Annotated in this window: 32 protein-coding genes and 1 tRNA gene; 29 read left to right on the top strand and 4 right to left on the bottom strand. The window is 67.8% G+C overall.

All coding sequences use genetic code 11. The features are described 5' to 3' along the window. Positions 1–5 precede the first annotated feature (5 nt). A complete protein-coding gene (gene mch, locus LT971_RS04705; protein WP_237005695.1) occupies positions 6–941 on the bottom strand; it encodes a methenyltetrahydromethanopterin cyclohydrolase in 936 nt (311 codons plus the stop codon). A gap of 86 nt (positions 942–1,027) precedes the next feature. Next, complete coding sequence (locus tag LT971_RS04700; RefSeq protein ID WP_237005694.1) at positions 1,028–2,323, bottom strand: MFS transporter; 1,296 nt, start codon at positions 2,321–2,323, stop codon at positions 1,028–1,030. Positions 2,324–2,551: 228 nt separating this feature from the next. On the opposite strand from LT971_RS04700, the gene LT971_RS04695 reads away from it, so the two are divergent. Continuing rightward, entirely contained in the window at positions 2,552–2,725 is a 174-nt protein-coding gene (locus LT971_RS04695) for a hypothetical protein (protein ID WP_237005693.1), read from the top strand. 317 nt (positions 2,726–3,042) lie between these two features. Here the strand turns inward: LT971_RS04695 and LT971_RS04690 are convergent. After that, positions 3,043–3,113: transfer RNA gene (locus LT971_RS04690), tRNA-Gly, on the bottom strand. Positions 3,114–3,378: 265 nt separating this feature from the next. Here LT971_RS04690 and LT971_RS04685 point away from each other — a divergent pair. The 26 genes from LT971_RS04685 (at position 3,379) to LT971_RS04560 (ending at position 18,870) form a co-directional block, all read left to right on the top strand. Beyond that, positions 3,379–4,230: a putative RNA uridine N3 methyltransferase gene (locus LT971_RS04685; protein WP_237005692.1), complete on the top strand. Its 852-nt coding sequence runs from the start codon at positions 3,379–3,381 to the stop codon at positions 4,228–4,230. A gap of 4 nt (positions 4,231–4,234) precedes the next feature. Then, positions 4,235–5,242 (top strand): 50S ribosomal protein L3, encoded by a 1,008-nt coding sequence (locus LT971_RS04680; RefSeq protein WP_237005691.1) that lies wholly within the window; start codon positions 4,235–4,237, stop codon positions 5,240–5,242. A 3-nt stretch (positions 5,243–5,245) separates the two neighbouring features. Next, positions 5,246–5,998: a 50S ribosomal protein L4 gene (gene rpl4p / locus LT971_RS04675; protein WP_237005690.1), complete on the top strand. Its 753-nt coding sequence runs from the start codon at positions 5,246–5,248 to the stop codon at positions 5,996–5,998. Continuing rightward, on the top strand, positions 5,995–6,249 hold the full coding sequence (locus LT971_RS04670) for a 50S ribosomal protein L23 (RefSeq protein WP_237005689.1): 255 nt from the start codon (positions 5,995–5,997) through the stop codon (positions 6,247–6,249). Before rpl4p ends, LT971_RS04670 begins: the two co-directional genes overlap by 4 nt. A gap of 2 nt (positions 6,250–6,251) precedes the next feature. After that, the gene (locus tag LT971_RS04665; RefSeq protein WP_237005688.1) at positions 6,252–6,974 is read left to right on the top strand and encodes a 50S ribosomal protein L2; all 723 of its coding nucleotides are present in this window, start codon (positions 6,252–6,254) and stop codon (positions 6,972–6,974) included. A 2-nt stretch (positions 6,975–6,976) separates the two neighbouring features. Next, a complete protein-coding gene (locus LT971_RS04660; protein WP_237005687.1) occupies positions 6,977–7,399 on the top strand; it encodes a 30S ribosomal protein S19 in 423 nt (140 codons plus the stop codon). Between the two features lie 8 nt (positions 7,400–7,407). Then, entirely contained in the window at positions 7,408–7,887 is a 480-nt protein-coding gene (locus LT971_RS04655) for a 50S ribosomal protein L22 (protein ID WP_237005686.1), read from the top strand. Next, positions 7,887–8,819: a 30S ribosomal protein S3 gene (locus LT971_RS04650; protein ID WP_237005685.1), complete on the top strand. Its 933-nt coding sequence runs from the start codon at positions 7,887–7,889 to the stop codon at positions 8,817–8,819. The genes LT971_RS04655 and LT971_RS04650 overlap by 1 nt, the downstream gene beginning before the upstream one ends. Beyond that, the gene (rpmC, locus tag LT971_RS04645) at positions 8,819–9,037 is read left to right on the top strand and encodes a 50S ribosomal protein L29 (protein ID WP_237005684.1); all 219 of its coding nucleotides are present in this window, start codon (positions 8,819–8,821) and stop codon (positions 9,035–9,037) included. The genes LT971_RS04650 and rpmC overlap by 1 nt, the downstream gene beginning before the upstream one ends. Before the next feature lie 6 nt (positions 9,038–9,043). Continuing rightward, complete coding sequence (locus LT971_RS04640; protein ID WP_237005683.1) at positions 9,044–9,412, top strand: ribonuclease P protein component 1; 369 nt, start codon at positions 9,044–9,046, stop codon at positions 9,410–9,412. Continuing rightward, the gene (locus LT971_RS04635) at positions 9,403–9,732 is read left to right on the top strand and encodes a 30S ribosomal protein S17 (protein ID WP_237005682.1); all 330 of its coding nucleotides are present in this window, start codon (positions 9,403–9,405) and stop codon (positions 9,730–9,732) included. Before LT971_RS04640 ends, LT971_RS04635 begins: the two co-directional genes overlap by 10 nt. Further along, the gene (locus tag LT971_RS04630; protein ID WP_237005681.1) at positions 9,732–10,130 is read left to right on the top strand and encodes a 50S ribosomal protein L14; all 399 of its coding nucleotides are present in this window, start codon (positions 9,732–9,734) and stop codon (positions 10,128–10,130) included. Before LT971_RS04635 ends, LT971_RS04630 begins: the two co-directional genes overlap by 1 nt. 4 nt (positions 10,131–10,134) lie before the next feature. Beyond that, positions 10,135–10,491 carry a 50S ribosomal protein L24 gene (gene rplX, locus LT971_RS04625; RefSeq protein WP_237005680.1) on the top strand — a complete coding sequence of 119 codons (357 nt, stop codon included), beginning with the start codon at positions 10,135–10,137 and terminating at the stop codon, positions 10,489–10,491. Continuing rightward, complete coding sequence (locus LT971_RS04620; RefSeq protein ID WP_237005679.1) at positions 10,488–11,192, top strand: 30S ribosomal protein S4e; 705 nt, start codon at positions 10,488–10,490, stop codon at positions 11,190–11,192. The genes rplX and LT971_RS04620 overlap by 4 nt, the downstream gene beginning before the upstream one ends. After that, positions 11,189–11,713, top strand: a complete 525-nt coding sequence (locus tag LT971_RS04615; protein ID WP_237005678.1) for a 50S ribosomal protein L5 — start codon at positions 11,189–11,191, stop codon at positions 11,711–11,713. The genes LT971_RS04620 and LT971_RS04615 overlap by 4 nt, the downstream gene beginning before the upstream one ends. Beyond that, entirely contained in the window at positions 11,710–11,868 is a 159-nt protein-coding gene (locus tag LT971_RS04610; RefSeq protein WP_237005677.1) for a 30S ribosomal protein S14, read from the top strand. The genes LT971_RS04615 and LT971_RS04610 overlap by 4 nt, the downstream gene beginning before the upstream one ends. Before the next feature lie 2 nt (positions 11,869–11,870). Next, positions 11,871–12,263 (top strand): 30S ribosomal protein S8, encoded by a 393-nt coding sequence (locus LT971_RS04605; protein ID WP_237005676.1) that lies wholly within the window; start codon positions 11,871–11,873, stop codon positions 12,261–12,263. Between the two features lie 3 nt (positions 12,264–12,266). Then, entirely contained in the window at positions 12,267–12,803 is a 537-nt protein-coding gene (locus LT971_RS04600; protein ID WP_237005675.1) for a 50S ribosomal protein L6, read from the top strand. A gap of 3 nt (positions 12,804–12,806) precedes the next feature. After that, positions 12,807–13,532 (top strand): 50S ribosomal protein L32e, encoded by a 726-nt coding sequence (locus LT971_RS04595; protein ID WP_237005674.1) that lies wholly within the window; start codon positions 12,807–12,809, stop codon positions 13,530–13,532. Then, complete coding sequence (locus tag LT971_RS04590; protein ID WP_237005673.1) at positions 13,525–13,974, top strand: 50S ribosomal protein L19e; 450 nt, start codon at positions 13,525–13,527, stop codon at positions 13,972–13,974. Before LT971_RS04595 ends, LT971_RS04590 begins: the two co-directional genes overlap by 8 nt. Then, positions 13,974–14,525, top strand: coding sequence for a 50S ribosomal protein L18 (locus LT971_RS04585; protein ID WP_237005672.1), 552 nt, complete (start codon positions 13,974–13,976; stop codon positions 14,523–14,525). Before LT971_RS04590 ends, LT971_RS04585 begins: the two co-directional genes overlap by 1 nt. A gap of 3 nt (positions 14,526–14,528) precedes the next feature. Continuing rightward, positions 14,529–15,167: a 30S ribosomal protein S5 gene (locus LT971_RS04580; RefSeq protein ID WP_237005671.1), complete on the top strand. Its 639-nt coding sequence runs from the start codon at positions 14,529–14,531 to the stop codon at positions 15,165–15,167. Beyond that, positions 15,167–15,631: a 50S ribosomal protein L30 gene (rpmD, locus tag LT971_RS04575; RefSeq protein WP_237005670.1), complete on the top strand. Its 465-nt coding sequence runs from the start codon at positions 15,167–15,169 to the stop codon at positions 15,629–15,631. The genes LT971_RS04580 and rpmD overlap by 1 nt, the downstream gene beginning before the upstream one ends. A 5-nt stretch (positions 15,632–15,636) precedes the next feature. Next, the gene (locus LT971_RS04570; RefSeq protein WP_237005669.1) at positions 15,637–16,098 is read left to right on the top strand and encodes an uL15m family ribosomal protein; all 462 of its coding nucleotides are present in this window, start codon (positions 15,637–15,639) and stop codon (positions 16,096–16,098) included. Between the two features lie 3 nt (positions 16,099–16,101). Next, on the top strand, positions 16,102–17,577 hold the full coding sequence (secY, locus tag LT971_RS04565; protein WP_237005668.1) for a preprotein translocase subunit SecY: 1,476 nt from the start codon (positions 16,102–16,104) through the stop codon (positions 17,575–17,577). Positions 17,578–17,688: 111 nt separating this feature from the next. Continuing rightward, a complete protein-coding gene (locus tag LT971_RS04560) occupies positions 17,689–18,870 on the top strand; it encodes an ABC transporter substrate-binding protein (RefSeq protein ID WP_237005667.1) in 1,182 nt (393 codons plus the stop codon). Between the two features lie 30 nt (positions 18,871–18,900). Here the strand turns inward: LT971_RS04560 and LT971_RS04555 are convergent, their stop codons facing one another. Then, entirely contained in the window at positions 18,901–21,561 is a 2,661-nt protein-coding gene (locus LT971_RS04555) for a PAS domain S-box protein (RefSeq protein ID WP_237005666.1), read from the bottom strand. Positions 21,562–21,668: 107 nt separating this feature from the next. Between LT971_RS04555 and trkA the strand changes: the two genes are divergently transcribed. Then, positions 21,669–23,012, top strand: coding sequence for a Trk system potassium transporter TrkA (gene trkA, locus LT971_RS04550; protein WP_237005665.1), 1,344 nt, complete (start codon positions 21,669–21,671; stop codon positions 23,010–23,012). After that, positions 23,009–24,571 carry a TrkH family potassium uptake protein gene (locus LT971_RS04545; protein WP_237005664.1) on the top strand — a complete coding sequence of 521 codons (1,563 nt, stop codon included), beginning with the start codon at positions 23,009–23,011 and terminating at the stop codon, positions 24,569–24,571. Before trkA ends, LT971_RS04545 begins: the two co-directional genes overlap by 4 nt. Positions 24,572–24,590 lie beyond the last annotated feature (19 nt).

Below are 24,590 nucleotides of genomic sequence, written 5' to 3'. Positions count from 1 at the left end.
CGGCGTTACGCCAGCCCGAAGCCGTCGGCCAGCAAGCCCTCCCGGACCTCGCCGATCGCGTACGTCGGGCCGCCGACGACGTCGACGGTGAGCTGGGCGGGCCCGAACGCACCCTCGTCGATCTCGTCGTGGTCCCAGTCCTCGCTGCCGAACACATCGGCGAACGGGTCGCCGTAGAGCTCGGCGGCCGACGACGGGACGGCCTCGAAGGCGTCGAAGTCCTCGGCGACGGTGAGGTGGACGCGGCCGCCGTACGCCAGCGCGTCGTTCGTCCGACCGATGGCGGTCTGTTCGTCGGCGGCGACCGGTGCGACCGGCGCGCTCCCCGACGCCGAGAGCACGTTCGTCGGGTCGTAGCCCAGCTCGTACAGCCGGAAGACGGCGAGCTCGACGGCACGAGCGGCCGCGGACACGCTGCCGGCGACACTCGCCGTGCGGTACGCCGGCAGGAACACGCTGCCCGGCTCCACGCCCGCGAGGTCGGCGACCTCCCGGGCCGCGGCCTCGGTCGGGAGCTCGTCGCCCTCCAGCGCGAGCACCGCGAACTCGAAGGCGTCCACGTAGTCGATGGCCTGGAACTCGCCCTCGCGGGCGACCAGCGCGCGGGCCGGCCCGCTGCCCAGGCCCTCGTAGTCCTCGGCGGTGAGCTCCCAGCCGGCCTTCTGCGCGCCCAGCATCGCCACGTCGGGCTGGTCGCAGGCCAGCTCGACGTGCGGGAACGTCGCGCCCGCGACCTCGTCGACCCGGGTCTGGACCGTCGCCAGCCCCGCCGTCTGCAGTTCGGCCAGCAGCAGGCCCGCCTCCAGACCGCCCTCGTGTTCCACGCCGAAGTCGATGACCGTCGCGCCGCTGTCCAGCTCGAACGCGCCGATGTCGAGCTCCTCGGTGAACTCGAGGGCCTCGTCGGCGAGCTCCAGCGCCATCCGATTGAGACTGTCCATGCGCCGGGATTCGGCGCCCCCACACAAGAGGTTTCTCAGTAGCGGACGGCAGTGGTCGGCCGGGCGTCCGCTCCGGCCGGCAGCAGTCAGTCCTCGGCCGTGCCGCCGTCGGCAGCCGTCGACGCTGCATCCGACTCCTCCGGCGGCTCGTAGTCGGTACTGACCGGCGGCCGGAACGCCCACAGGAGCGTCGACCCGACGAGGAACAGGCCGCCGAGGATGGCGACGGCTTCCACGGCCGAGAACGCGTCCGCGAGCACGCCGCTGCCGACGCGGAACGGGACGCCGGCGACCTGTCGCAGCATCGCCACCGAGGACAGCAGCGTCGCGCGACCGACCGACGCGACGTTGTCGTTCAGGTAGCGGTTCTGGATGGGGCGCAACAGCGACCCGCCGCCCTTCAGCGCGAAGAACATCGGGAAGACGACCCAGGGGAACAGCCCCGCGAGGACGTACGTCACGGCGATGGCCGCGGGGACGAGCATCACGGCCTTCCGGACGCCCAGCAGGCCTTCGAGGTCGCTGGCGTAGTCGCTGGTGACCGCCGACAGCAGCCGGAACGCGCCGTAGAGGAGGCCGATGAAGAGGATGTCCGGACGGGGGAGGTCCAGTGACTGCAGCGTCGGGAGGAACGTCGCCTCGATGGCGTCCCGGGCGATGGGCTGAATCCACATGTCCATCGTCCAGATGGCGCCGCTGATGAGCGAGACGTAGACGACGAACCACCGCAGCCGCGAGTTCGTCAGCTGGTCCCGGATGACGGGGATGGCGTCGGCGACCGACATCCGGTCCTGTTCGAGCTCGGCGTCGTCGTCGTACGCCTCGTTCTGGGGGAGCCGGAGGACGAACACGATGGCGAGTGCGGCGGTCACGATGCCGGCGATGAACGGGTACGAGCGGTTCACCGTGTAGAGGACGGCGCCGAGGACGACCCCGACGGCACCGACGTAGAGACCGATTGCGCGGCCGCGCCCGCTGATGCGCGTGAACTCGTCCTCGATGTCGTGTTCCTGGAGCGTGTCGTAGAGCCACGCGCTACCGGAACCAGAGATGAAGGTGCCGCCGAAGGAGAGCGTGACGAACGTGAACGTGAATCCGATGAAGTCCGTGGCGACGAGGTAGCTGGCGTTCGACACGAGCATGATGGCCGCACCGACGGCGAGACTGTTCCGGCGGCCGATACGGTCGCCGACGTAGCCCGTGGGAATCTCGGACGTGACGACGACGATGGACTGAATCGAGGCAATGAGGCCGATCTGGGTGAACGAGAGCCCGTTGAACAGCAGGAAGAACGTGTAGATGGGGTAGTGGAACCCGGGCCGTGCTGTGGCCCGGTAGAGGTAGTACCGGCGGATGACCTGTGACTTGGAGAGGCGGCTCATGTCGGGGGACACCTAGCAATTATGTTCGTCCGACAAATAACCTTCGAGGGAGTGCGAACGACACGCACTCAAAATACTGTACCGGAGGTAAAAGCCGTCAGTCGGCCGTGAACGCACCCCTACCCCGCGCAGTTGGTGAAACAATTTACAGTCTAGAATGTGATAGTTCTGCAGTTCGGTCGAGATCGCACCCGAACTATTACGACGAGTCACCGGGTACGTACACTCGTGTTCCGAGACGCAGGCCGCCTTCAGGTCGTCGGCATCGTCTTCGCAGTCGTCGCGGTCGTCGGGACCGTCGCGTTCGACTGGCAGTTCGGCGGCGACACGGGCCCGGTTCCGTTCGCACTCGCTACCCTCGCCGTCGTGCTGGCAGTGGCCAGTCACTTCCGGGACGCGTGACAGAGCCGATTCCGGGGGCGTGCTCCCCGGAGCGGCGCTGCCAGACAATAGTTACGACGCCGCCCCGGGCCGGCACTGGAGCGACCAGACGTACGGCGCAACGCCCCTACTCGAGAACACGACCCGAGACTGAGCCGCCACTCGGCGTCGTGAGAGCGGGAGGAGTGCGCTGGCCGGCATTTGAACCGGAGGAAGACGGTCCCGCTCGTCGCAGTACGTCCGGCTGCGCGGTTGCGACTTCCAGGGTTCAAGTCCTGCACCACAGCAACTCGCCCGGGCGACAGAGACATCGCTTCGGAGCTCAGAAATCAGAGGAGTGCGCTGGCGGGGATTTGAACCCCGGTTGTGACCATGGCAAGGTCACGTGATACCACTACACTACCAGCGCCCTTCGCATTCCGAACAACGACGCGGTAGTATATAAATCCATTCTTTGCCACCGACTGTGGGAACGGACGACAGTGTCGGCCCGACCCGACGAACCGGGCCGGCGGCTCGGCGGCCGGGTCGCCGACTGACAACCAATCGCACACAAATCGGCCGGCTCGCGGGGTGTGAGGGCGGCACACGACCGGCTCGGAAACGCCACCCTTTTTAGGGAGAGCTCTGTACGTACGCTACAGTCTCGTGACGAGACACGGACGCGACACGGCATGACACGCAGCGTACTCGTGCCGTCGTCCCTCGTCCGGGAAGCCGAGGACAAACGCGAGGCAACTCGCAAGCTCGGTTACGTCGCCCGCGCGGCGGCGGTGTTCCGGATCGACCGCGTCGTCGTCTTCCCCGACGAAGACGGCGAGCGGCAGTGGGGCGGCGGGTTCGTCGAAACGGTGTTGCGGTACGCCGCGACGCCACCCTACCTCCGAAAGGAGGCATTCGACACTCGCGGCGAACTGGAGTACGCCGGTGTCCTGCCCCCGCTCCGTCTCTCGTCATGGACCGGCTCAGACTCGAGCGGGTCTGGGTCGTTACGACAGGGAATCGTGACCCAGGTCGGATCTGAAGGGCGCGTTCGGGTCAATTGCGGCATGCAACACCCGATCTCGCTCCACGAGCCTCCCGGTATGGAGCTCGTGGAGGGGGAGCGCGTGACCATCAGGGTCTCTTCGCGACGACCGGTCCGTGCGAAACTGGTCGACGAACCCCTCCCGGGGTTCTCGGTCGAACGCACGGCCCTCGGTGACGCTCTCGACCGTTCCGACGCGGGCGTTCGCATCGCGACCTCCCGGCACGGGGAGCCGCTTTCGGTGGCTTCCCTCGGGGGGTACGTCGAACGCGCCGCCCGGGACGGACTGACCGTCGCCTTCGGGGCACCGGAACGTGGGCTTCCGCCCATGCTCGGAGTCTCCGAAGACGCGGTCAGGGAGTCGGTCACCGACTCATCCGCCGACGCACCCGCGCGATTCGACGCCTGGCTCAACACCATCCCCGATCAGGGGAGCGAGGTCGTACGCACCGAAGAAGCGGTGTTCGCGACACTCGGCTCCCTGACGCTCACGGAGTGATACGATGCCACAGCCAAACCGACCACGCAAAGGCTCGATGGGGTTCAGTCCCCGCAAGCGCGCGGAGAGCGAAGTACCGCGCTTCAACTCGTGGCCCGCCGACGACGGTGAAGTCGGCCTGCAGGGCTTCGCTGGCTACAAGGCCGGCATGACCCACGTCGTCCTCGTCGACGACAAGGCCAACGCACCGACCGAGGGCATGGAGACGACCGTCCCCGTGACGGTCGTCGAGACGCCGCCCATGCGGGCGGCGGCCGTCCGCCTCTACGAAGACACGCCGTACGGCAAGAAGCCGCTGACGGAAGTCTGGGCGGACGACACGCACGAGGCGCTCGACCGCACGCTCTCCGTTCCCGACGAGGGCGGAGACATTGAGGAATTGAACGAGGCGCTCGACACCGAGGACGTCGCCGACGTCCGTGTCATCACGCACACGGCACCCGGCGACGCCCCGGGCGTCCCGAAGAAGAAACCGGACGTCATGGAGACTCGCGTCGGCGGCGGCAGCCTCGCTGACCGACTCGAGTTCGCTGCCGACCTCCTCGAGGACGGCGGCGCCCACGACTTCGGTGACGTGTTCCGCGCCGGCGAGTTCACGGACGTCGCGGGCGTCACGAAGGGCAAGGGCACCCAGGGCCCCGTCAAGCGCTGGGGCGTCCAGAAGCGGAAGGGCAAGCACGCCCGCCAGGGCTGGCGGCGCCGCATCGGTAACCTCGGCCCGTGGAACCCGAGCCGCGTTCGCTCGACGGTTCCCCAGCAGGGCCAGACCGGCTACCACCAGCGCACCGAACTGAACAAGCGCCTCATCGACATCAACGATGGGGACGAGCCGACGCCGGACGGCGGCTTCCCGAACTACGGCGAAGTCGACGGTCCGTACACGCTCGTGAAGGGCTCGGTGCCCGGTCCGGAGCAGCGCCTCGTGCGCTTCCGGCCGGCCGTCCGGCCGAACGAATCGCCGCGCCTCGATCCGGAGGTGCGGTACGTGAGCACCGCATCCAACCAGGGATAATCTATGCAGGTAACCGTACGCGACCTGGACGGCGACGACGCTGGCACGCTCGACCTGCCGCGGGTCTTCGAGGAGCCGGTCCGCCCGGACCTCGTGAAGCGAGCCGTGCTCGCCGCTCAGGCCAACCGAACACAGGAGTACGGCTCCGACGAGTACGCGGGCCTGCGCACTACCGCCGAGTCACAGGGGAGTGGCCGCGGTATGGCCCACGTCCCGCGGGCGAACGGGCAGGGCGCCCGCGTCCCGCAGACCGTCGGTGGCCGACGCGCACACCCGCCGAAAGCCGAGAAAGACCACGGCCTCGACCTCAACGACAAGGAGCGAAAGGCCGCAGTTCGGTCCGCCGTCGCGGCGACGACCGACAGCGAGCTGGTGGCCGAGCGCGGCCACAACTTCGACGAGGACCTCGAGCTCCCGCTCGTCGTGAGCGACGACTTCGAGGACCTCGTGAAGACCCAGGAGGTCGTCTCCCTCCTCGAGGCGCTGGGCGTCCACGAGGACGTCGAGCGCGCCGACGAGGGTCGCACCGTCCGAGCCGGGCAGGGGAAGCTCCGTGGCCGCAAGTACACGGAGCCGACCGCGATTCTGTTCGTCACGTCCAGCGAGAGCGGGCCGTCGAAGGCCGCCCGCAACCTCGCGGGCGTCGACGTGGCGACCGGCCGGGAAGTGAACGCCGAAGACCTCGCACCGGGCGCGGAGCCGGGCCGACTGACGGTCTGGACCGAGAGCGCCGTCGAGGAGGTGGCACAGCGATGAGCTCCATCATCGACTACCCCCTCGTGACGGAGAAGGCGATGGACGAGATGGACTTCCAGAACAAGCTCCAGTTCATCGTCGACATCGACGCGGCGAAGCCCGAGATCCGGGACGTCGTCCAGGCGGAGTACGACGTCGAGGTCGTCGACATCAACACGCAGATCACCCCCGACGCCGAGAAGAAGGCGACGGTGAAACTCTCCGAGGAGGACGACGCGCAGGACGTCGCCTCCCGCATCGGGGTGTTCTGACAATGGGACGCAGAATCCAGGGTCAGCGACGCGGGCGCGGGACGTCGACGTTCCGTGCGCCGTCGCACCGATACAAGGGCGAACTGTCGCACAAACGCACCGAGGACGCAGACGTGCTCGCCGGCGAAGTCGTCGACGTCGAGCACGACCCGGCGCGCAGCGCGCCGGTCGCTCGCGTCGAGTTCGAGGACGGCGACCAGCGCCTCGTGCTCGCCAGCGAGGGCGTCGGTGTCGGCGACACCCTCGAGATCGGTATCTCCGCCAACATCGAGCCGGGCAACACGCTCCCGCTCGCGGAGATCCCCGAGGGCGTCCCGGTCTGTAACGTCGAGAGTCAGCCGGGCGACGGTGGCAAGTTCGCTCGCGCCAGCGGGGTCAACGCCGACCTCGTCACGCACGAGCGGGACGCCACGGTCGTCCAGCTGCCGTCCGGCGAGATGAAGCGGCTCTCCCCCGACTGCCGCGCGACCGTCGGCGTGGTCGCGGGCGGTGGCCGGACGGAGAAGCCGTTCGTGAAGGCCGGCAACAAGCACCACAAGATGAAGTCGCGTGGCACGAAGTGGCCGCGCGTGCGTGGTGTCGCGATGAACGCCGTCGACCACCCGTTCGGTGGCGGTGGCCGCCAGCACCCGGGCCGACCGAAGTCGGTCTCCCGGGACGCGGCGCCCGGCCGGAAGGTCGGTGACATCGCCTCCAAGCGGACTGGCCGCGGAGGCAAGGAGTAATCATGAGTACGGAATACCGAACCGGCCGCGAGGGTGAGTTCACCTACCGCGGCCACGACCTCGACGAGCTGCAGGACATGAGCCTGGAGGACGTCGCGGAACTGCTCCCCGCTCGCCAGCGGCGAACCATCACCCGTGGCCTCTCCGACCAGCACCAGAAGGTGCTGGAGGAGGCGCGCGACGCGACGGCCGACGAGACGGCGAACAACCCGATCCGGACACACCTGCGCGACATGCCGGTGCTGCCGGAGTTCGTCGGCCTGACGTTTGCGGTGTACACCGGCCAGGAGTTCGAGCGCGTGGAGGTCCAGCCCGAGATGATCGGGCACTACCTCGGCGAGTTCCAGCTCACCCGGTCGTCGGTCGAACACGGGCAGGCGGGCATCGGCGCGACCCGCTCCTCGAAGTTCGTGCCGCTCAAATAACACCACCCATGGGAATCAGCTACAGCGTGGACGTGGACTCCGAGGAGTCGGCGAAAGCCATGCTCCGAGAACGGTCCATCAGCCTGAAGCACAGCAAGGCCATCGCCCGCGAGATTCGCGGCGAGACGGTCGCCGACGCGGAGGACTACCTCCATGCGGTCATCGACGAGGAGCAGTCCGTGCCGTTCAAGCAGCACAACAGCGGCGTCGGCCACCGGAACGACATCGACGGCTGGGACGCGGGACGCTACCCGGAGAAGGCCTCGAAGGACTTCCTGAAGCTCCTCTCGAACGTGTCGAACAACGCCGAACAGCAGGGGTTCTCTCCCGAGGAGATGGTCATCGAGCACGTCGCTCCGCACAAGGTCGGCGAGAGCCAGGGCCGCAAGCCCCGCGCGATGGGGCGGGCGACTGCCTGGAACTCGACGCTCTGTGACGTGGAGATCGTCGTGACCGAGCCCGACGCCGAAGAGGAGGTGACCGCCTGATGGCGGACGAACTCGAGTTCATCGAGCAGGGCCTCCAGCGCAGCCAGATCGACGAGTTCTTCGCCGAAGAGCTGGCGCGAGCCGGCTACGGTGGCATGGAGCTCGCGCCGACGCCGATGGGCATGCAGATCGTCCTGAAGGCCGAGAAGCCCGGGATGGTCATCGGCAAGGGCGGAAAGAACATCCGGAAGATCACGACGCAGCTCGAGGAGCGATTCGACCTCGAGGACCCGCAGATCGACGTGCAGGAGGTCGACGAACCCGACCTGAACGCACAGATCGTCGCGGACCGCCTCGCGAACGCGCTCGAGCGCGGCTGGTACTTCCGGAAGGCCGGTCACACGACCATCGACCGCATCATGGAGGCCGGCGCGCTGGGCGCCGAGATCGTCCTGAGCGGGAAGGTCACCGGCAACCGTGGCCGCGTCGAGAAGTTCAACCGCGGCTACATCAAGCACAACGGCGAACCCGCCGAGGAGATCGTCGACCACGGCAAGGGCGTCGCGGTGATGAAGCTCGGCACCATCGGCGTGAACGTGAAGATCATCCCGCCGAACGCCGAACTCCCCGACGACTTCGAGATCCAGGAGGACGCGAACATCGAGGACCTCGTCGTGGACGAGACGGAAGCCGACGAGGAACTCGAAGAGCTCCTCGAGGGCGAAGGCGACGAGGCGGCAGACGAGGCCGAGGAGGCCGACGTCGAGGCCGCTGCGGAGCCCGCGGAGTTCGACGACGACGAGGAGGAAGTCATCGAGGAGGCCATCGAGGCCGACGACGACGTCGAGGAAGAGCTCGACGAGCTCGCCGACGAGGTCGAGGGCGAGGACGACGAGTTCAGCGACGTCGACGACGAAGCGGCCGAGACGGCCGAAGACCTCCTCGACGAGATGGAGGAGGAAGACGACGACGAAGAGGGGGGTGAGGAGTAATGGCGATTCTCCACACGCAGGAGATTCGCGACATGACCCCCGCGGAGCGGCAGGCCGAACTGGAGGAGCTCGAGACCGAGCTCCTGAACTCGAAGGCAGTGAAGGCCGCCGGTGGCGCCCCGGACAACCCGGGCCGCATCGGTGAGCTCCGGAAGACCATCGCCCGCATCAAGACGATTCAGCGGGAAGAAGGCGACCTCGAGACCGACGACGAGTAACGACAGATGAGTCTGACACCCGAAACACTACCGCGACACGAGCTCGTCGGCCTGCACGCGCGGGTCGTCGAGGACACCGACCAGTCGCGGGTAGGCATCGAGGGCTGTGTCGTCCGCGAGACGATGCAGACACTCGTCCTAGAGTGCGATTCGGGTGTCAGGCAGGTCCCCAAGGCGGGGGCCACCTTCGAGTTCCGACTCACAGATGAAGCTGCGGCCCCGGACAACGGGGCCGGGACTGCGTTCAAACCTGCAGGTGGCGACGGTCGCCAAACCACTGGCGAGAGCGTGGCCTACGTTACGGTGGATGGAGTCAAACTGCTCTCACGACCCGAGCGACGCTCCGAGAACGGAGTTGATTCGAAATGGCGATAGGACTGAACGTAACAGAACCGGAGGGCACGTGCTCCGACGAGGACTGTCCGTTCCACGGGAATCTTTCCGTGCGCGGACAGGTCCTCGAGGGTGAAGTGGCTTCCACAGACATGGAGAAAACCGTCGTCGTCGAACGCGAGTACGACGTGTTCGTGCCGAAGTACGACCGCTACATGAAGCGGCGGTCGCGCGTTCCGGCACACGCACCCGAGTGTTTCGACATCAGTGTCGGCGACACGGTTAGCATCGCAGAGACCCGACCGCTCTCGAAGACCAAGTCCCACGTGGTCGTCGAAGTCACCGACGGAGGTGACGCCTGATGGAAGCCATCAAGGCAGACGTCACGCAGGGCCTCGAGAAGGGGTCGCTCATCAAGTGCGCCGACAACACTGGCGCACGCGAGCTCAAGATCACGAGCGTGATGGGCTACCAGGGAACGAAGAACCGCCACCCGAAGGCCGGGCTGGGCGACACCATCACCGTCTCGGTGACGAAGGGGACGCCGGAGATGCGCCGCCAGGTGCTGGAGGCCGTCGTCGTGCGTCAGCGCAAGCCCATTCGTCGGCCGGACGGGACGCGCGTCAAGTTCGAGGACAACGCCGCCGTCATCATCGACGACCTCGGCGAGCCTCGCGGGACCGAGATCAAGGGCCCGATTTCGCGCGAAGTAGCCGAACGGTACGGTACCATCGCGAGTACCGCGACGATGATCGTATAGCACAATGAGCGAACAACCACACAAACAGCGAACTCGCACGGAACGCGCGTCGCTGCACGAGAAGCAAGACCAGGTGCGGGCGACACTGGCTGGCGACCTCCGCGAGGAGTACGACCAGCGGAACGTCCGCGTCAACGTCGGCGACACCGTCGAGGTCATGCGTGGCGACGACGCCGGGGAGACCGGCGAGGTCGTCGACGTCGACCTGCGGGACGCCGAGGTCTTCGTCGAGGGCGTGACCGTGGAGGCTGCCGACGGCGAGGAGACGCCTCGTCCCGTCGATTCCAGCAACCTCCGCGTGACCGACCTCGACCTCGATGACGACGTGCGCGCCGAGCGACTGGAGGGTGACAACGAATGACGAATCACCAGAAGCGACTCTCGGTACCGAAGTCCTGGCCCGTCGAGCGGAAGACGGAGACGTTCACCGCGAAGGCTGGGGCCGGCCCGCACGGCGAAGCGGGCGTGCCGCTGGTCGTCGTGCTCCGGGACGTGCTCGGGTACGTCGACGACACGAGCGAGGCGCAGTACGCCATCAACACCGATGGCGTGCTCGTCAACGGCGGCTCGGTCGGCGACGTCAACCGCCCCATCGGGATGTTCGACATCCTGGCGTTCCCGGACCGCGACGAGTACTACCGCGTGTTCCCGGACGAGGGCGGCCGACTCGGCCTCACCGGTGTCGACGCGGACGCGGCCGGCAGCAAGCTGAACAAAGTCACTGACAAGACGACCGTCTCTGGCGGTCGCACGCAGTTGAACTTCCACGACGGCACGAACCTCGTCGTCGAGGACGGCGACGACTACGCCGGCGGCGACTCCGTCGTCGTCGACAACGACACCAGCGAGATCGTCGCGCACTTCGAGTACGAGGAGGGCGCGCTCGTCACCGCCGTCGCGGGCCAGCACGCCGGCGACATCGGCGAGATCGACGAGATCGACGTGCAGCCCGGCAGCGCGGACAACACCGTCCGCGTGGACGACGAGGACGGCGGCTTCGAGACCATCGAAGACTACGTCGTGGTCATCGACGAGAACTTCGTGGAGGAGGATGACGAATGAGTGAAGCCGAGGCGGACTTCCACGAGATGCGGGAGCCCCGTATCGAGAAGGTTGTCGTCCACATGGGCGTCGGTCAGGGCGGTGTCGAACTCCAGAACGGGGAGGACATCCTCCAGGAGATCACCGGCCAGAACACGGTCCGCACCCAGGCGAAGCAGCCGGAGCCCGAGTTCGGGCTCCGCCGCGGCGACCCGATCGGCGCGAAGGTCACGCTGCGGGGCGACGACGCCGAGGACTTCCTCGAGCGCGCGCTCCCCGCTGCCGACATCGACCGTCGACAGTTCGACGACACCGGGAACGTGAGCTTCGGTATCGAGGAGCACACGGACTTCCCGAGCCAAGAGTACGACCCGAACATCGGAATCTACGGGATGGACGTCACGGTCAACATGACCCGTCCCGGGTACCGCGTCGCGAAGCGCGACCAGGTCACCCGCCAGATTCCCTCGAACCACCGACTCGACCCCGAGGACGCAGTCGCGTACCTCGAATCCAACTTCGACGTGGAGGTCAACGAATGAGCGAGACGGAAGGCGAAGCCGAGGAGACGGGCCAGACACACGAGTGCCGGCGCTGTGGCCGCGAACAGGGCCTCGTCGGCAAGTACGACATCTGGCTGTGTCGACAGTGCTTCCGCGAGATCGCCCGCTCGATGGGCTTCAAGAAGTACAGCTAACAATGACGGCAAACGATCCACTGTCCGACGCACTCTCCGGCATCGACAACGCCGAGAGCGTCGGGCATCTCACACACACGGTAGAGCCCGCCTCGAACATGGTCGGCTCCGTCCTCGAGGTCTTCTACGACCGCGGGTACATCGACGGCTTCGAGTTCGTCGACGACGGGAAGGCCGGTCGCTTCGAGGTCGAACTGAAAGGTGCCATCAACGAGTGCGGTCCGGTGAACCCGCGGTACTCCGTGGGCGCGGACGGCTTCGAGCAGTGGGAGAAACGATACCTCCCCGCTCGAGACTACGGCGCACTCGTTGTGACGACCAGCCACGGCATCATGAGCCACTACGAGGCCCGCGAGGAGGGCATCGGTGGCCAGGTCATCGCGTACGTATACTGAACCATGGCACGAGTCGAAATCGAAATTCCGGACGACGTGACGGCTGAGGTCGACCACCTCGACCTCGCCGTCGAGGGCCCCGAGGGCTCCGTGACGCGACGCCTCTGGTACCCCGACGTGGACGTGTCCGTCGAGGGCGATGTCGTCGTCGTTGCCAGCGAGGCCAACGACGCGAAGACGAACTCGACGGTCGGGACCTTCGAGAGCCACGTGGAGAACATGTTCCACGGGGTCACCGAGGGCTGGGAGTACAAACTCGAAGTGCACTACTCCCACTTCCCGATGCAGGTCGACGTGGAGGGCGACGAGGTCGTCATCCAGAACTTCCTCGGCGAGAAGGCGCCCCGCCGCACCCAGATCCGTGGCGACACGGACGTGGAAGTCGACGGCGAGGACGTCACGCTGAGCGGCCCGAGTATCGAGGACGTCGGCCAGACGGCGGCCGACATCGAACAGCTGACCCGGGTTACCGACAAGGACACGCGCGTCTTCCAGGACGGCGTCTACATCGTCGAGAAGCCCGCGAAGGGAGGTGCCTGATAGATGAGCGACGAAGCAGAAGACACACCCGAGGAACTCTCCGACGTCTCCGGTGTCGGCCCGTCGAAGGCCGAGGCGCTCGAGGAGGCCGGCTTCGAGTCCGTCGAGGACGTGCAGGCGGCCAGCCAGAGCGAGCTCGCCGACGTCGACGGCATCGGGAACGCCCTCGCGGCCCGCATCAAGGCGGACGTGGGCGGTCTCGAGGTCGAAGAGGACACCGAGGCCGAGGTCGAAGAGGCCGAGCCCGAGGAAGCGGCCGAAGAAGAGGAAGACGTGGAGACGGAACTCCAGGCTCGCGGCCTCACCGAGAAGACCCCCGACCTGAGCGACGAGGAGGAGCGACTCCTCCAGAAGCGTCGCCGCGTCGGCAAACCGCAGTTCAACCGCCAGGACTACCACAAGAAGAAGCGGACGCCGACGTCGTGGCGCCGCCCGCGCGGCCAGCTGTCCAAGCAGCGCCGCAGCATCAAGGGCAAGGGCGACACCGTCGAAGCCGGCTTCCGCACGCCGAAAGCGGTTCGCGGCAAGCACCCGAGCGGCTTCGAGGAGGTCCGCGTGCACAACACGGACGACCTCGAGGGCGTCGACCCCGACACGGAGGCGGCCCGCATCGCCTCGAAGGTCGGTGCTCGCAAGCGCGAACGCATCGAAGAACAGGCCGAAGAACAGGGCATCCGCGTCCTGAACCCCACGTACGTGGAAGTGGAGGTCGAAGACACCAATGAGTGACCTGAGCGCACAGAAGCGGCTCGCCGCAGACGTCCTCGACGTCGGCGAGAACCGCGTCTGGTTCGATCCCGAGGCCCAGTCCGAGATCGCTGACGCGATCACGCGAGAGGACATCCGCGAGCTGGTCGCGGAGGGCACCATCGACGCAGAGGAGACACAGGGCAACTCTCGCGGTCGCGCACGCGAGCGCGCCGCGAAGCGGTCCTACGGTCACAAGAAGGGCGCCGGCTCCCGGAAGGGGAAGTCCGGCGCACGGCAGAACGAGAAGGAAGCCTACGCTGCCGGCATCCGAGCGCAGCGACAGAAGCTCCGCGAGCTCCGCGACGACGGGACGCTGTCCCCGGCGGAGTACCGGAAGCTGTACAACATGGCGAACGGCGGCGAGTTCGACAGCGTCCGTCGCCTCACGAACTACATTGAAGAGAACTACGGTGATAGCTAATGGCGACAGGACCTAGATACAAGGTGCCGATGCGGCGCCGCCGCGAGGTCCGGACGGACTACCATCAGAGGTTGCGCCTCCTGAAGTCGGGGAAACCCCGGCTTGTCGCTCGCAAGAGCAACAAGCACGTTACGGCGCAGCTGGTCGCGACCGGATCCGACGGCGACGAAACGATTGCGAGCGCGCACTCCAGTGACCTCGCGGAGTACGGCTGGGAGGCTCCCACCGGGAACCTGCCAGCGGCGTACCTGACGGGGCTGCTCGCTGGGCAGCGCGCAGTGGACGCGGGCGTCGAGGACGCGGTCCTCGACATCGGCCTGAACACGGCCACCCCGGGTTCGAAGGTGTTCGCGATCCAGGAGGGCGCCATCGACGCCGGCCTGGACGTCCCGCACAACGACTCGGTCCTCGCGGACTGGAGTCGCACCCGGGGCGAACACATCGCAGAGTACGCTGAGAGTCTCGACGAGCCGCTGTACAGCGGCGACTTCGACGCAACGGAGCTTCCCGAGCACTTCGACGAGACGCGGGAAGCCATCACGGAGGACTAACACATGAGTTACAACGACACCTGGCAACCGAAGACCCGCCTCGGTCGCCTCGTGCAGGACGGGGAGATCGAGGACATGTCGGAGGCCCTCGACACCGGGCTGCCCCTGAAGGAGCCAGAGATCGTCGACCAGCTCCTGCCGGGGCTGGACGACGAAGTGCTGGACATCAACATGGTGCAGCGGATGACCGACTCCGGTCGCCGCGTGAAGTTCCGATGCGTCGTTGCGATCGGGAACCGCGACGGCTACGTCGGCTACGCGGAGGGCCGCGACGATCAGGTCGGCGGCGCCATCCAGAAGGCCATCGAGGTAGCGAAGCTGAACATCATCGACGTCTCCCGTGGCTGCGGGTCGTGGGAGTGTGGCTGTGGGCGTCCCCACACCGTCGCGCTCAAGTCGACCGGCAAGGCGGGCAGCGTCGAAGTCGAGCTGATTCCCGCGCCGCGAGGCCTCGGTCTCGCGGGCGGGGAGACGGTCCGGCACGTGCTGGACCTCGCCGGCATCGAGGACATCTGGACGCGGTCCTCGGGGAAGACGCGGACGACGGTGAACTTCGCGAAGGCGACGTTCAACGCGCTCCGCGCGACCTCGGAGGCTCGCGTCCCCCAGCACGCTCGAGAGGAGCGTGAGGTGATCGAGTGATGCAGGCACTCGTGCAGGTCCGCGGTGAAGTGGACATGAGCGGCGACGTGCAGGACACGCTGGAGATGCTGAACATCCACAGCGTGAACCACTGCGCGCTGGTCCCCGAGACCGAAACGTACTCGGGGATGGTCGCCAAGGTGAACGACTACGTGGCGTTCGGTGAGCCCAGCGAGGACGTCCTCGTCGAACTCGTCGAGAGTCGCGCGGAGCCCGCGGAGGGCGACGCCGACGTCGACGACGAGTGGGTCGCCGAACACACCGAGTACGACGACGTCGCCGACCTCGCGGGCGCGCTGCTCGACGAGGAGACGACGCTGCGCGAGGCCGGTCTGTCGCCGGTGCTGCGCCTGCATCCGCCGCGTGGTGGACACGAGGGCATCAAGCAGCCGGCCAGCGAGGGCGGCCAGCTCGGGAAACACACGACCGAGGAGATCGACAGTCTCCTCACCGACATGCGATAGAAACCATGACCGACAAGAAACGACGACAACGCGGCTCCCGCACGCACGGCGGCGGTACGCACAAGAACCGCCGCGGCGCCGGTAACCGTGGCGGCCGTGGCCGCGCGGGCCGCAAGAAACACGAGCAACACAACTACGAGGACGTCGGGAAGAGCGGCTTCAAGCGGCCGGAGAAGACCGACCGTGACGTCGCCGTGGTCTCCGTGCAGGAGCTCGACGAGGACATCGCCCTGCTCGCCGAGGACGGTGTAGCCGAGGAGACCGAGTTCGGCTACCAGGTCGACGCCCGGGACGTGGCCGACGACGGCTGGGACGCCGACGTCGTGAAGGTCCTCGGTGGCGGCCAGCTCTACGAGCAGCTCGAAGTGACCGCGGACGCGTTCAGTGACGCGGCCGTCGAACTCATCGAGGGCGAGGGCGGCGACGCCGTCGTCTCCGAGCGCGCGAGCGAGGACGACGAGGAGTAACCCATGGGCTGGAAGGAGGCTGCTGCGCCGGTCCTCACGCGGATGCCCGCGGTCCAGCGACCGGAAGGGCACGTGCCGTTCCGCCGGAAGATGTACTGGACGGGGGGAATCCTCGTGCTGTACTTCTTCCTGACGAACGTGCCACTGTTCGGGATCGAGACCGCCGGAAACGACTTCTTCGGGCAGTTCCGTAGCCTGCTCGCTGGCGGTCAGGGCACCGTGCTCCAGCTGGGTATCGGCCCCATCGTCACGGCGAGTATCGTGCTGCAGTTGCTCGGTGGCGCGAACCTCCTGGGCCTGGACACTGACAACGACCCAAGAGACCAGGCCATCTACCAGGGCCTCCAGAAGTTCCTGGTGGTCGTGATGGTCGTCCTGACGGGCGCACCGATGGTGTTCCTCGGGAACTTCCTGCAGCCGAGCCAGCAGCTCGCGCAGTCGATGCCGGGCGGCGTGCTCGGCGTCCAGTTCCTGGTGTTCGCCCAGATTGCGGCCGGCGGCATCCTCCTCCTGTTCATGGACGAGGTCATCTCGAAGTGGGGCGTCGGGTCCGGCATCGGGCTGTTCATTGTCGCCGGCGTGAGCCAGAGCCTGGTCGGCGGGCTCGTCTTCTGGGAGGGCGGCGTCGGCAACCAGGGCCTGATTCCGACGTGGTTCGACATCATCGCCGGGAACGTCTCGAACATCCCGCCGTTACTGTCGATGGACGGGGTGGCGTTCCTGCTGATGCAGGCCGGCATCCTGGGGCTGCTCACGACGCTGTTCATCTACGTCGTGGTCGTGTACGCGGAGAGCGTGCGCGTCGAGATTCCCCTGAGTCACGCTCGCGTGAAGGGCGCCCGGGGCCGGTTCCCGGTGAAGCTCATCTACGCGAGCGTCCTGCCGATGATTCTCGTGCGTGCGCTGCAGGCGAACATCCAGTTCCTCGGCCAGATTCTGAACTCGTCGCTGGCGTCGATGCCGTCGTGGCTCGGCGTGTACGCGGACGGGCAGGTCGTGGGCGGGCTGTTCTACTACCTGGCACCCATCTACAATCCGAACGCGTGGATGTGGTGGACAGCGGGCACGAGCGCCGAGCCGTGGCAGGTCCTCATCCGTATCGCGGTGGACCTGACGTTCATGATCGTCGGCGGCGCCATCTTCGCGGTGTTCTGGGTCGAGACCGCGGACATGGGGCCGGACGCGACCGCGCGACAGATCCAGAACTCGGGGATGCAGATTCCCGGGTTCCGGAAGAACCAGGGCGTCATCGAGAAGGTGATGGAGCGGTACATCCCGCAGGTCACCGTCATCGGTGGGGCGCTGGTCGGGCTGCTCGCCGTGATGGCGAACATGCTCGGAACCATCGGGGACGTCACTGGCACCGGCTTGCTGCTGACGATCTCCATCACGTACAAGCTCTACGAGGAGATCGCCGAAGAGCAGATGATGGAGATGCATCCGATGATGCGGGAGATGTTCGGCGGCGGCGACGACTAACCGCGGAACACACCTTCTCCCCGTTCGCTGGCTGCGCAGCCGCTGCCGCGTCCGGGCTGGCTGGCGGTCGCGAATCCGAACGCTTATCAATTTTTAGGCCGGCCTAAATACATGGTCGGGAGATTCACGCGACGACAGTACCTCCAGAGCGCGGCGGCCGGCACGGCACTGCTCGCGGGCTGCACGAGCCCCGGCTCGGAGGACGCACAGGGCGACGACGGTCCGACGACTGCGGCCGACTCGAGTGGCTACGAGGCGTCGCTGGCGCCGGTCGGCGACGTCTCCTTCGACGAGCCGCCGGAGAGCGCCTTCGTGCTGTTCCCGCAGTACGCGGACATGGCCGTCGCGCTCGGCCACGGGGACGCCGTCAACTCCATCTACGTCCCCGGGATGAGCGGCCCGGCGATGCACAACTACTACGACCGCCTCGACGGCGTCAGCTTCGACTACGAGGGGCTGCCGGACCCACTCGCCGACGCCCTCGACCCCGAGGAGTTCTACGACCTCGACAGCGACGTCCACTTCCTCGACCCGGCGTACGTCCGCACGCAGGACAACTGGGACGCCGCCGACGTCGAGGACGTCGCGTCGAGCGTCGGCCCATGGTTCGGAAACTTCTACAGCGGCACACGCGCCCAGCCCCACGAGGCCTACCGCGACGACTACGAGTACTACACGCTCTGGGAGCTGTTCGGCCGCGTCGCCGACGTGTTCCAGGAGCGCCAGCGCTTCGAGGCGCTGCGGTCAGTGCACGACGACCTGCTCGCCACCATCGAGGAGGACCTGCCGCCGGAAGACGAACGCCCGACGGCCGTCCGCGTGACGTACAGCGAGGGGTCGTTTTACACGTACCACCTCAACAAGCCGGGGTACTGGCTGGCGGACACCCGGCCGCTTGGCGCGAAGGACGCGTTCGCCGACGAGAACTGGGCGAACCTCTGGGGGACGGTCGGCTACGAGACGATGCTGGAGGCGGACCCGGACGTAATTCTGCACCTCTGGGGGACGACGCCGACCTACGACATGGCGGACGTCCGCGAGCGGCTCCGTGACAGCGAGGTCGGCGGCCGGCTCTCGGCCCTGGCCGACGACCGCGTGTACGCGTCCGGGATGCGCTACCAGGGCCCGATCATGAACCTCTTCCAGCTGGAGATGACCGCCAAGCAGCTCTACCCCGACGTCTTCGGCTCGTGGCCGGGGTACGAGGCTGGCGCGTCCTACCCGGAGATTCCGGACGGCGAGCGTCTGTTCGACCGCAAGCGGGTCGCCGGCATCGTGACCGACGGCGCCTGACCCACCCGGCCGTCCCGTCCGGAGAGCGATTCAGGTATCGAACTCGAAGCGCGCGCCGCCGTCTTCCTCGTCGTCCGTGACGGAGACCCGCCAGCCGTGGTTCTCGGCCACGCTGTCGACGATGGCGAGCCCGAACCCGGTGCCGTCGTCGCTGGTCGTGAACCCCATCTCGAAGACCTCCTCGCGCTTCTCGTCGGGAATCCCGGGGCCGTCGTCGGCCACGTAGAACCCCTCCCGGTCGCCCTCGAGTTCACCGACGCGGACGGTCAGCGAGGTCGAGTCCCGGAAGGACGACCCCTCGAGCTGCGCGGGCTGTTCGGGCGTGGCGGCGTGCTCGACGGCGTTCCGGAAGAGGTTCTCGAGGAGCTCCTGGAGCCGGCCGGAGACCGCCTCGACGTCGCAGTTCTCGGCGTCGATGCCGATGTGCGCGTCACCGGTGTCGACGGCGTCCCACGCCGAGATGGCGGCGACCTGCAGCGACACCGGCTCGGTCTCGCGGTCGTCGGTGCCGTCGCGGGCCAGCGTCAGCAGTTCGTCCAGAATCTCGTCGACGCGGTCCAGGGAGTCCGCGACCGTGTCGAGGGCGTCCTCGTCGCCGGTCTCCCGGTACTGTTCGAGCCACCCCGTCGCGACGTTCAGCGGACTGCGGAGGTCGTGGCTGACGACGCTCGCGAACTCGTCGAGGCGCTCGTTCTGGGCTTCGAGCTCGCGGCGGCGGCGGTTGCGGTCGGTGACGTCGCGGAGGACGCCGATGGTGCCGCGGAACTCGTCGCCGTGCGGCCGGAGCGCGAGGTGGCACTCGACCACCCGAGTATCGTCGGTGCCGGCGGGGTGGACGCGGAACTCGAATTTTCCCTTCTCGGTGTCGTTGTCCGACGACAGCAGGGCGGCGATGGTCTCCCGGTACCGGGGGACGACCTCGGGGTCGAAGACGCCGGCGTCGACGAGGTCGGGGACGCTGTGCTCGGCGAGTTCCTCGCGGGACAGCCCGACGAGGTCGGCGGCGCGTCGGTTGCCGTCGACGTAGCCGGCGTCCTCGTCGACGATGAAGACGGCGTCGGGCGCGGTCTCGACGATGGTCTCGGCGCGGCGGCGCTGGCGTTCCTCCTCGCGGCGGTCGGAGATGTCCCGGCAGATGGCGAGCACGGCGGGGTCGCTGCCGTAGGTGATGGTGGAGGCCGTGAACTCGATGGGGACGCGGTCGCCGTCGACGGTCACCGCCTCGAACTCGTAGCGTCGCTCGGGGTCGTCGCCCTCCAGCCGCCGCTGGAGTCGGCTGAGCACTTTGTCCTGATACTCCGGCGCGATGACGTCGCCGACAGGCGTCCCCTCGACGGTCTCCGCGTCGGCGTTCAGGATGTCGGCGCCCTGCGGGTTCGCGAACTTCAGGACGCCGTCCTGTGCGACGAACACGCCGTCGCTGGCCTCCTCGACGACGGTGGCGTACTTCTCCTCGCTCTCCCGCAGGCGGCGTTCGCGCCGCCGGCGTTCTGTGACGTCCCGGACGACGCCCGCGGTCCCCTCGTAGCCGCCGTCGCCGGGCAGCAACGCGATGTGGACGTCGAGGTGCTCGACGCCGTCGGCCCAGTGGTCCCCGCTCATCTCGACGACTGCCGTGTCGTCGTCGTCCTCGATGAGGTCCACAATGGCCTGGTCGCCGGCAGCGAGGTCGTCGGGCGTGAGCAGTTCGGAGACGTGGCTGCCGAGCAGGTCCTCGCGGTTCCGGCCGCTGAGCTCGACGAACGCGTCGTTGACGAACGTGAACACGCCGTCCTCGTCGAGCGTGTAGACGGAGTCGCCGACCGCCTGCACGATGGTCTGGACGCGCTTGAGTTCGCGCTCGCGACGCACCCGGTCGGTGATGTCCGTGAACGAGGCGACGACGCGGTCGACGTCCTCAAAACGCTCCGCGTTTTGCTGGGCTGCGGAAGACTCCTGCGGCGTCTTCCGAACACCGCCGTCGCTGTCGAAGATGGGCGCGCAGTGCATCACGAGGTTCTTCTCCCAGCCGTCCGGGAAGACGACGGCGAGGCGTTCGCCGTGAACCGGCTCGCCGGTTCTGGCGACGCGGCGGGCCGGGTGGTCGCCCTCGGACAGCGGGTCGCCGTCGAGGTCGGCGAGCGTCCAGTCCGGGTCGACGGGGAACTCGGCGTCGGTGAGCCCGAGCGTCGCCGCCGCGCGGTCGGTCGCTGACGCCACCCGGCCGTCCGTGTCGAAGACCACCGACCCCGGGGTCGTGGCCAGCACCTGCTCGAGGAGGTGTTTCTCCTCGCGGAGCGCGGTCTGCGAGCGCTGGCGCTCGACGGCGTTGTGCACACGGTTGGCGAGCACGGCGTACTGGTCGGTGCCGGTGTCTTTCTGGAGGTAGTCGGTGACGCCCGCCGAGATGGCTTCGCTGGCGATCTCCTCGTTGCCCTTCCCGGTGAACAGGACGAACGGCAGGTCGGGGTGGTCCTCCCGGACGGCTTCGAGGAACTCGAGGCCGTCCATCCCCGGCATGTCGTGGTCGGAGACGATGCAGTCGACGGGCCCCTCCGTCGCGAGGTACTCGAGGGCGGACTCGGCGTCGCCGCGGGTCGTCACCGAGAACGCGTCGGACTCCCGCTGGAGGTACGTCGCGGTGAGGTCCGCGAGGGCGTCGTCGTCCTCGGCGAGGAGCACGGCGATGGAGTCGCCTGAGCCGTTCGTCATTTGCCCTCAATGTATGCCGGTCCCCAATAAACGTTGCAGTCGCTCCGACACCCACTTGACCCCGGCCCTCCAGCATCCCCCTATGGAAAGCGGGTGCGAGACGTAAGATGCGCGTACTCATCGTCGGCGCCGGGGAGGTAGGGTCGAGTATCGCGGGCAGTCTCGCGGACTCCCACGAGGTCGTCGTCGTCGACAGGGACGGCAGCCGCGTGGAGTCGCTGCAGTACGACCAGGATATCCTCGGCGTGACCGGGGACGGAACCGACCTGGCGGTGCTGGACGAAGCGGGCGTCGAGGCCGCCGACGTGGTCATCGCGGTGACGGACGACGAGGAGACGAACCTCACCATCTGCGCGACGGTGAAGACGACCAGCGACGCGTTCACCATCGCGCGCGTCGAACAGACCAACTACCTCGACACCTGGCAGGCCCACGAGGGCGCGTTCGGCGTGGACTTCCTCGTCTGCACGGACCTGCTGGCGGCCGAGACCATCGTACGAATCGTCGGGCTGCCCACTGCGCACGACGTAAATCCGTTCGCGGACGGCCGCGTGGAGATGGCGGAGTTCGACGTCCCCGAGGACAGCCCGGTCGCGGGGCAGACGGTCGCCGAGGCCGACCGGTTCGACGACCTGACGTTCGTGGCGGTGATTCCCACGGGCACCGACACGCCCGAGATTGCGGGCGGGGACACCGTCATCGAGCCGGGGGCTCGGGTGGTTGTCGTGGGGGTGCCATCGACGGTGCGGGCGTTCGCTCGCGCGCTCTGCAACGGCGACCGGCTGAACGAGGCCGAAGACGTGGTCGTCATCGGCGGGTCGAAGACCGGCGAGCTGACCGCCGAACTGCTGGGCGACCGCGGCCTGTCGCCGCGCATCGTGGAGGTCGACCCGGAGCGCGCCCGCGAACTCGCAGAGGGCGTCCCGTCGGCGACGGTGCTGTCCCACGACGGGACCGACCCCGAGTTCCTGACTCGGGAACACGTCCAGGACGCCGACGTCGTGGTGGCGTCGCTGGGGACCGACGAGCGGTCGCTGCTCGCGGCGCTGCTGGCGAAGCGCGTGGGCGCCGAGCGAGCCATCGCCGTCGTCGAACAACCCCGGTACGTGGAGCTGTTCGAGGCGGTCGGCGTGGACGTCGCCGTCAATCCCCGCGAGGTGACGGCCGAGGAGATCACGCGGTTCACGCGCGAGCGCCGCGCCGAAAACGTCGCCATCATCGGGTCCGGCGGCGCCGAAGTGCTGGAGGTCGAGATCGACGACGAGAGCGTGCTGGCGGGCCGCACGATTCAGGACGGCGCTGCCGACCTGCCCAGCGGCGTCGTGGTCGGCGCCATCACGCGCGGTGACGAACTGGTGACGCCGCGCGGCGACACGGTCGTGGAGGTCGGCGACCACGTCGTGGCGTTCGTGCAGGCCGACGCTATGACGGAAGTCACGTCGAAGCTATGAGTCTGCGTGTGGACTGGCGGGCGAGCGCCGCGCTGGTCGGCACCGTCGTGAAGTGGCTGTCTGTGCCGCTGCTGGTGCCACTGGGGGTGAGCCTCTACTACGGCGACGGCGGCCTGGCGGCGTTCGTCGTGACAATCGCCGTCGCGCTGGTCGTCGGGTCGGCGATGGAGCGGCTGGGCGACGTCGAGAACATCGGCAGTCGGGAGGGGTTCCTGATGGTGGCGGGGACGTGGCTCGCGGCGAGTCTCGTCGGCGCGCTGCCGTATCTCGTGGCGGCCCACGGCATCCCGGGGGTCGCCGCGGCGAGCGCGCCCGCGTCGACGCTCGCGAACCCCGCGAACGCGCTGTTCGAGACGATGAGCGGCTTCACGACCACCGGAGCGACCGTGCTCGGCGACATCTCCTTCGACACGCACTCCCACGGTATCCTGCTGTGGCGCCAGCTCACCCAGTGGCTCGGTGGCATGGGCATCGTGGTGCTCGCGGTCGCGATTCTCCCGGAGCTGTCGGTCGGGGGCGCACAGCTGATGGACGCCGAGGCGCCCGGGCCGGGCATCCAGAAGCTCACGCCGCGCATCGCGGAGACGGCGCGCGCACTCTGGCTGGCGTACGCCGGCATCACGGCGTTCGAGGTACTGCTCCTGTACGGCCTCCACATCGGCGGGTACGCGCCCAACATGGGGCTGTACAACGCCGTCGCCCACGGCTTCACGACGATGGCGACCGGCGGCTTCAGCCCCGAAGCGCGCTCCATCGAGGCGTTCACGGGCGTCGTCCAGTGGGTCATCGTCCCATTCATGTTCGCGGCGGGGACGAACTTCGCGCTCATCTGGCAGGCGCTGACCGGCGACCTCGACGCGCTGTTCGGGGACGCCGAGTTCAAGTTCTACGCCGGCGTCGTCGGGACGGTCACGGCGCTGCTCGCCGGCCTGCTGTTCGCGGGGCCGACCCTCGAGGTCGTCGTCGGGCCGGTCGCCGGCGAGGCCGAGGTGTCGCTGCGACACGCGGCCTTCCAGGCGGCCTCCATCGTGACGACGACCGGATACGCGAGCATGGACTTCGCGCAGTGGAGCGAGCCCGCGAAGTACGTCCTGTTCCTCGCCATCTTCGTCGGCGGGAGCGCTGGCAGCACCGGCGGCGCGGTGAAGATGGTGCGGTGGCTGGTCATCATCAAGAGCCTCAAGCGAGAGCTGTTCACGACCGTCCACCCGGAGGCCGTACGGCCGGTCCGGCTGGGCGGCCGGGCGCTCGACGAGGCCGGCGTCCGCGGCATCTACGCGTTCACCGCCGTCTACGTCGCACTGTTCGCGTTCGGCACGGTGTTCGTCGCCATCGACTCATCACGCATCGAGGAGACGCTGTCGGCCATCGAGGTGATGAGCGCCGTCGCCGCGACGCTCGGGAACGTCGGTCCGGGCTTCGGGATGGTCGGTCCGATGGGGAGCTACCTTCCGCTCACCAACGCGACGAAACTCGTGATGGTCGTGCTGATGTGGGTTGGGCGACTGGAGGTCATTCCCGTGCTCGTCCTGTTCACGCGGTCGTACTGGCAGGGCTGACGGCAGGACGGACGGGAGA

This window comes from Halobacterium rubrum (assembly GCF_021729015.1).
Classification (GTDB): Archaea; Halobacteriota; Halobacteria; order Halobacteriales; family Halobacteriaceae; genus Halobacterium; species Halobacterium rubrum.
This window is presented reverse-complemented; position numbering and strand designations above follow the sequence as displayed.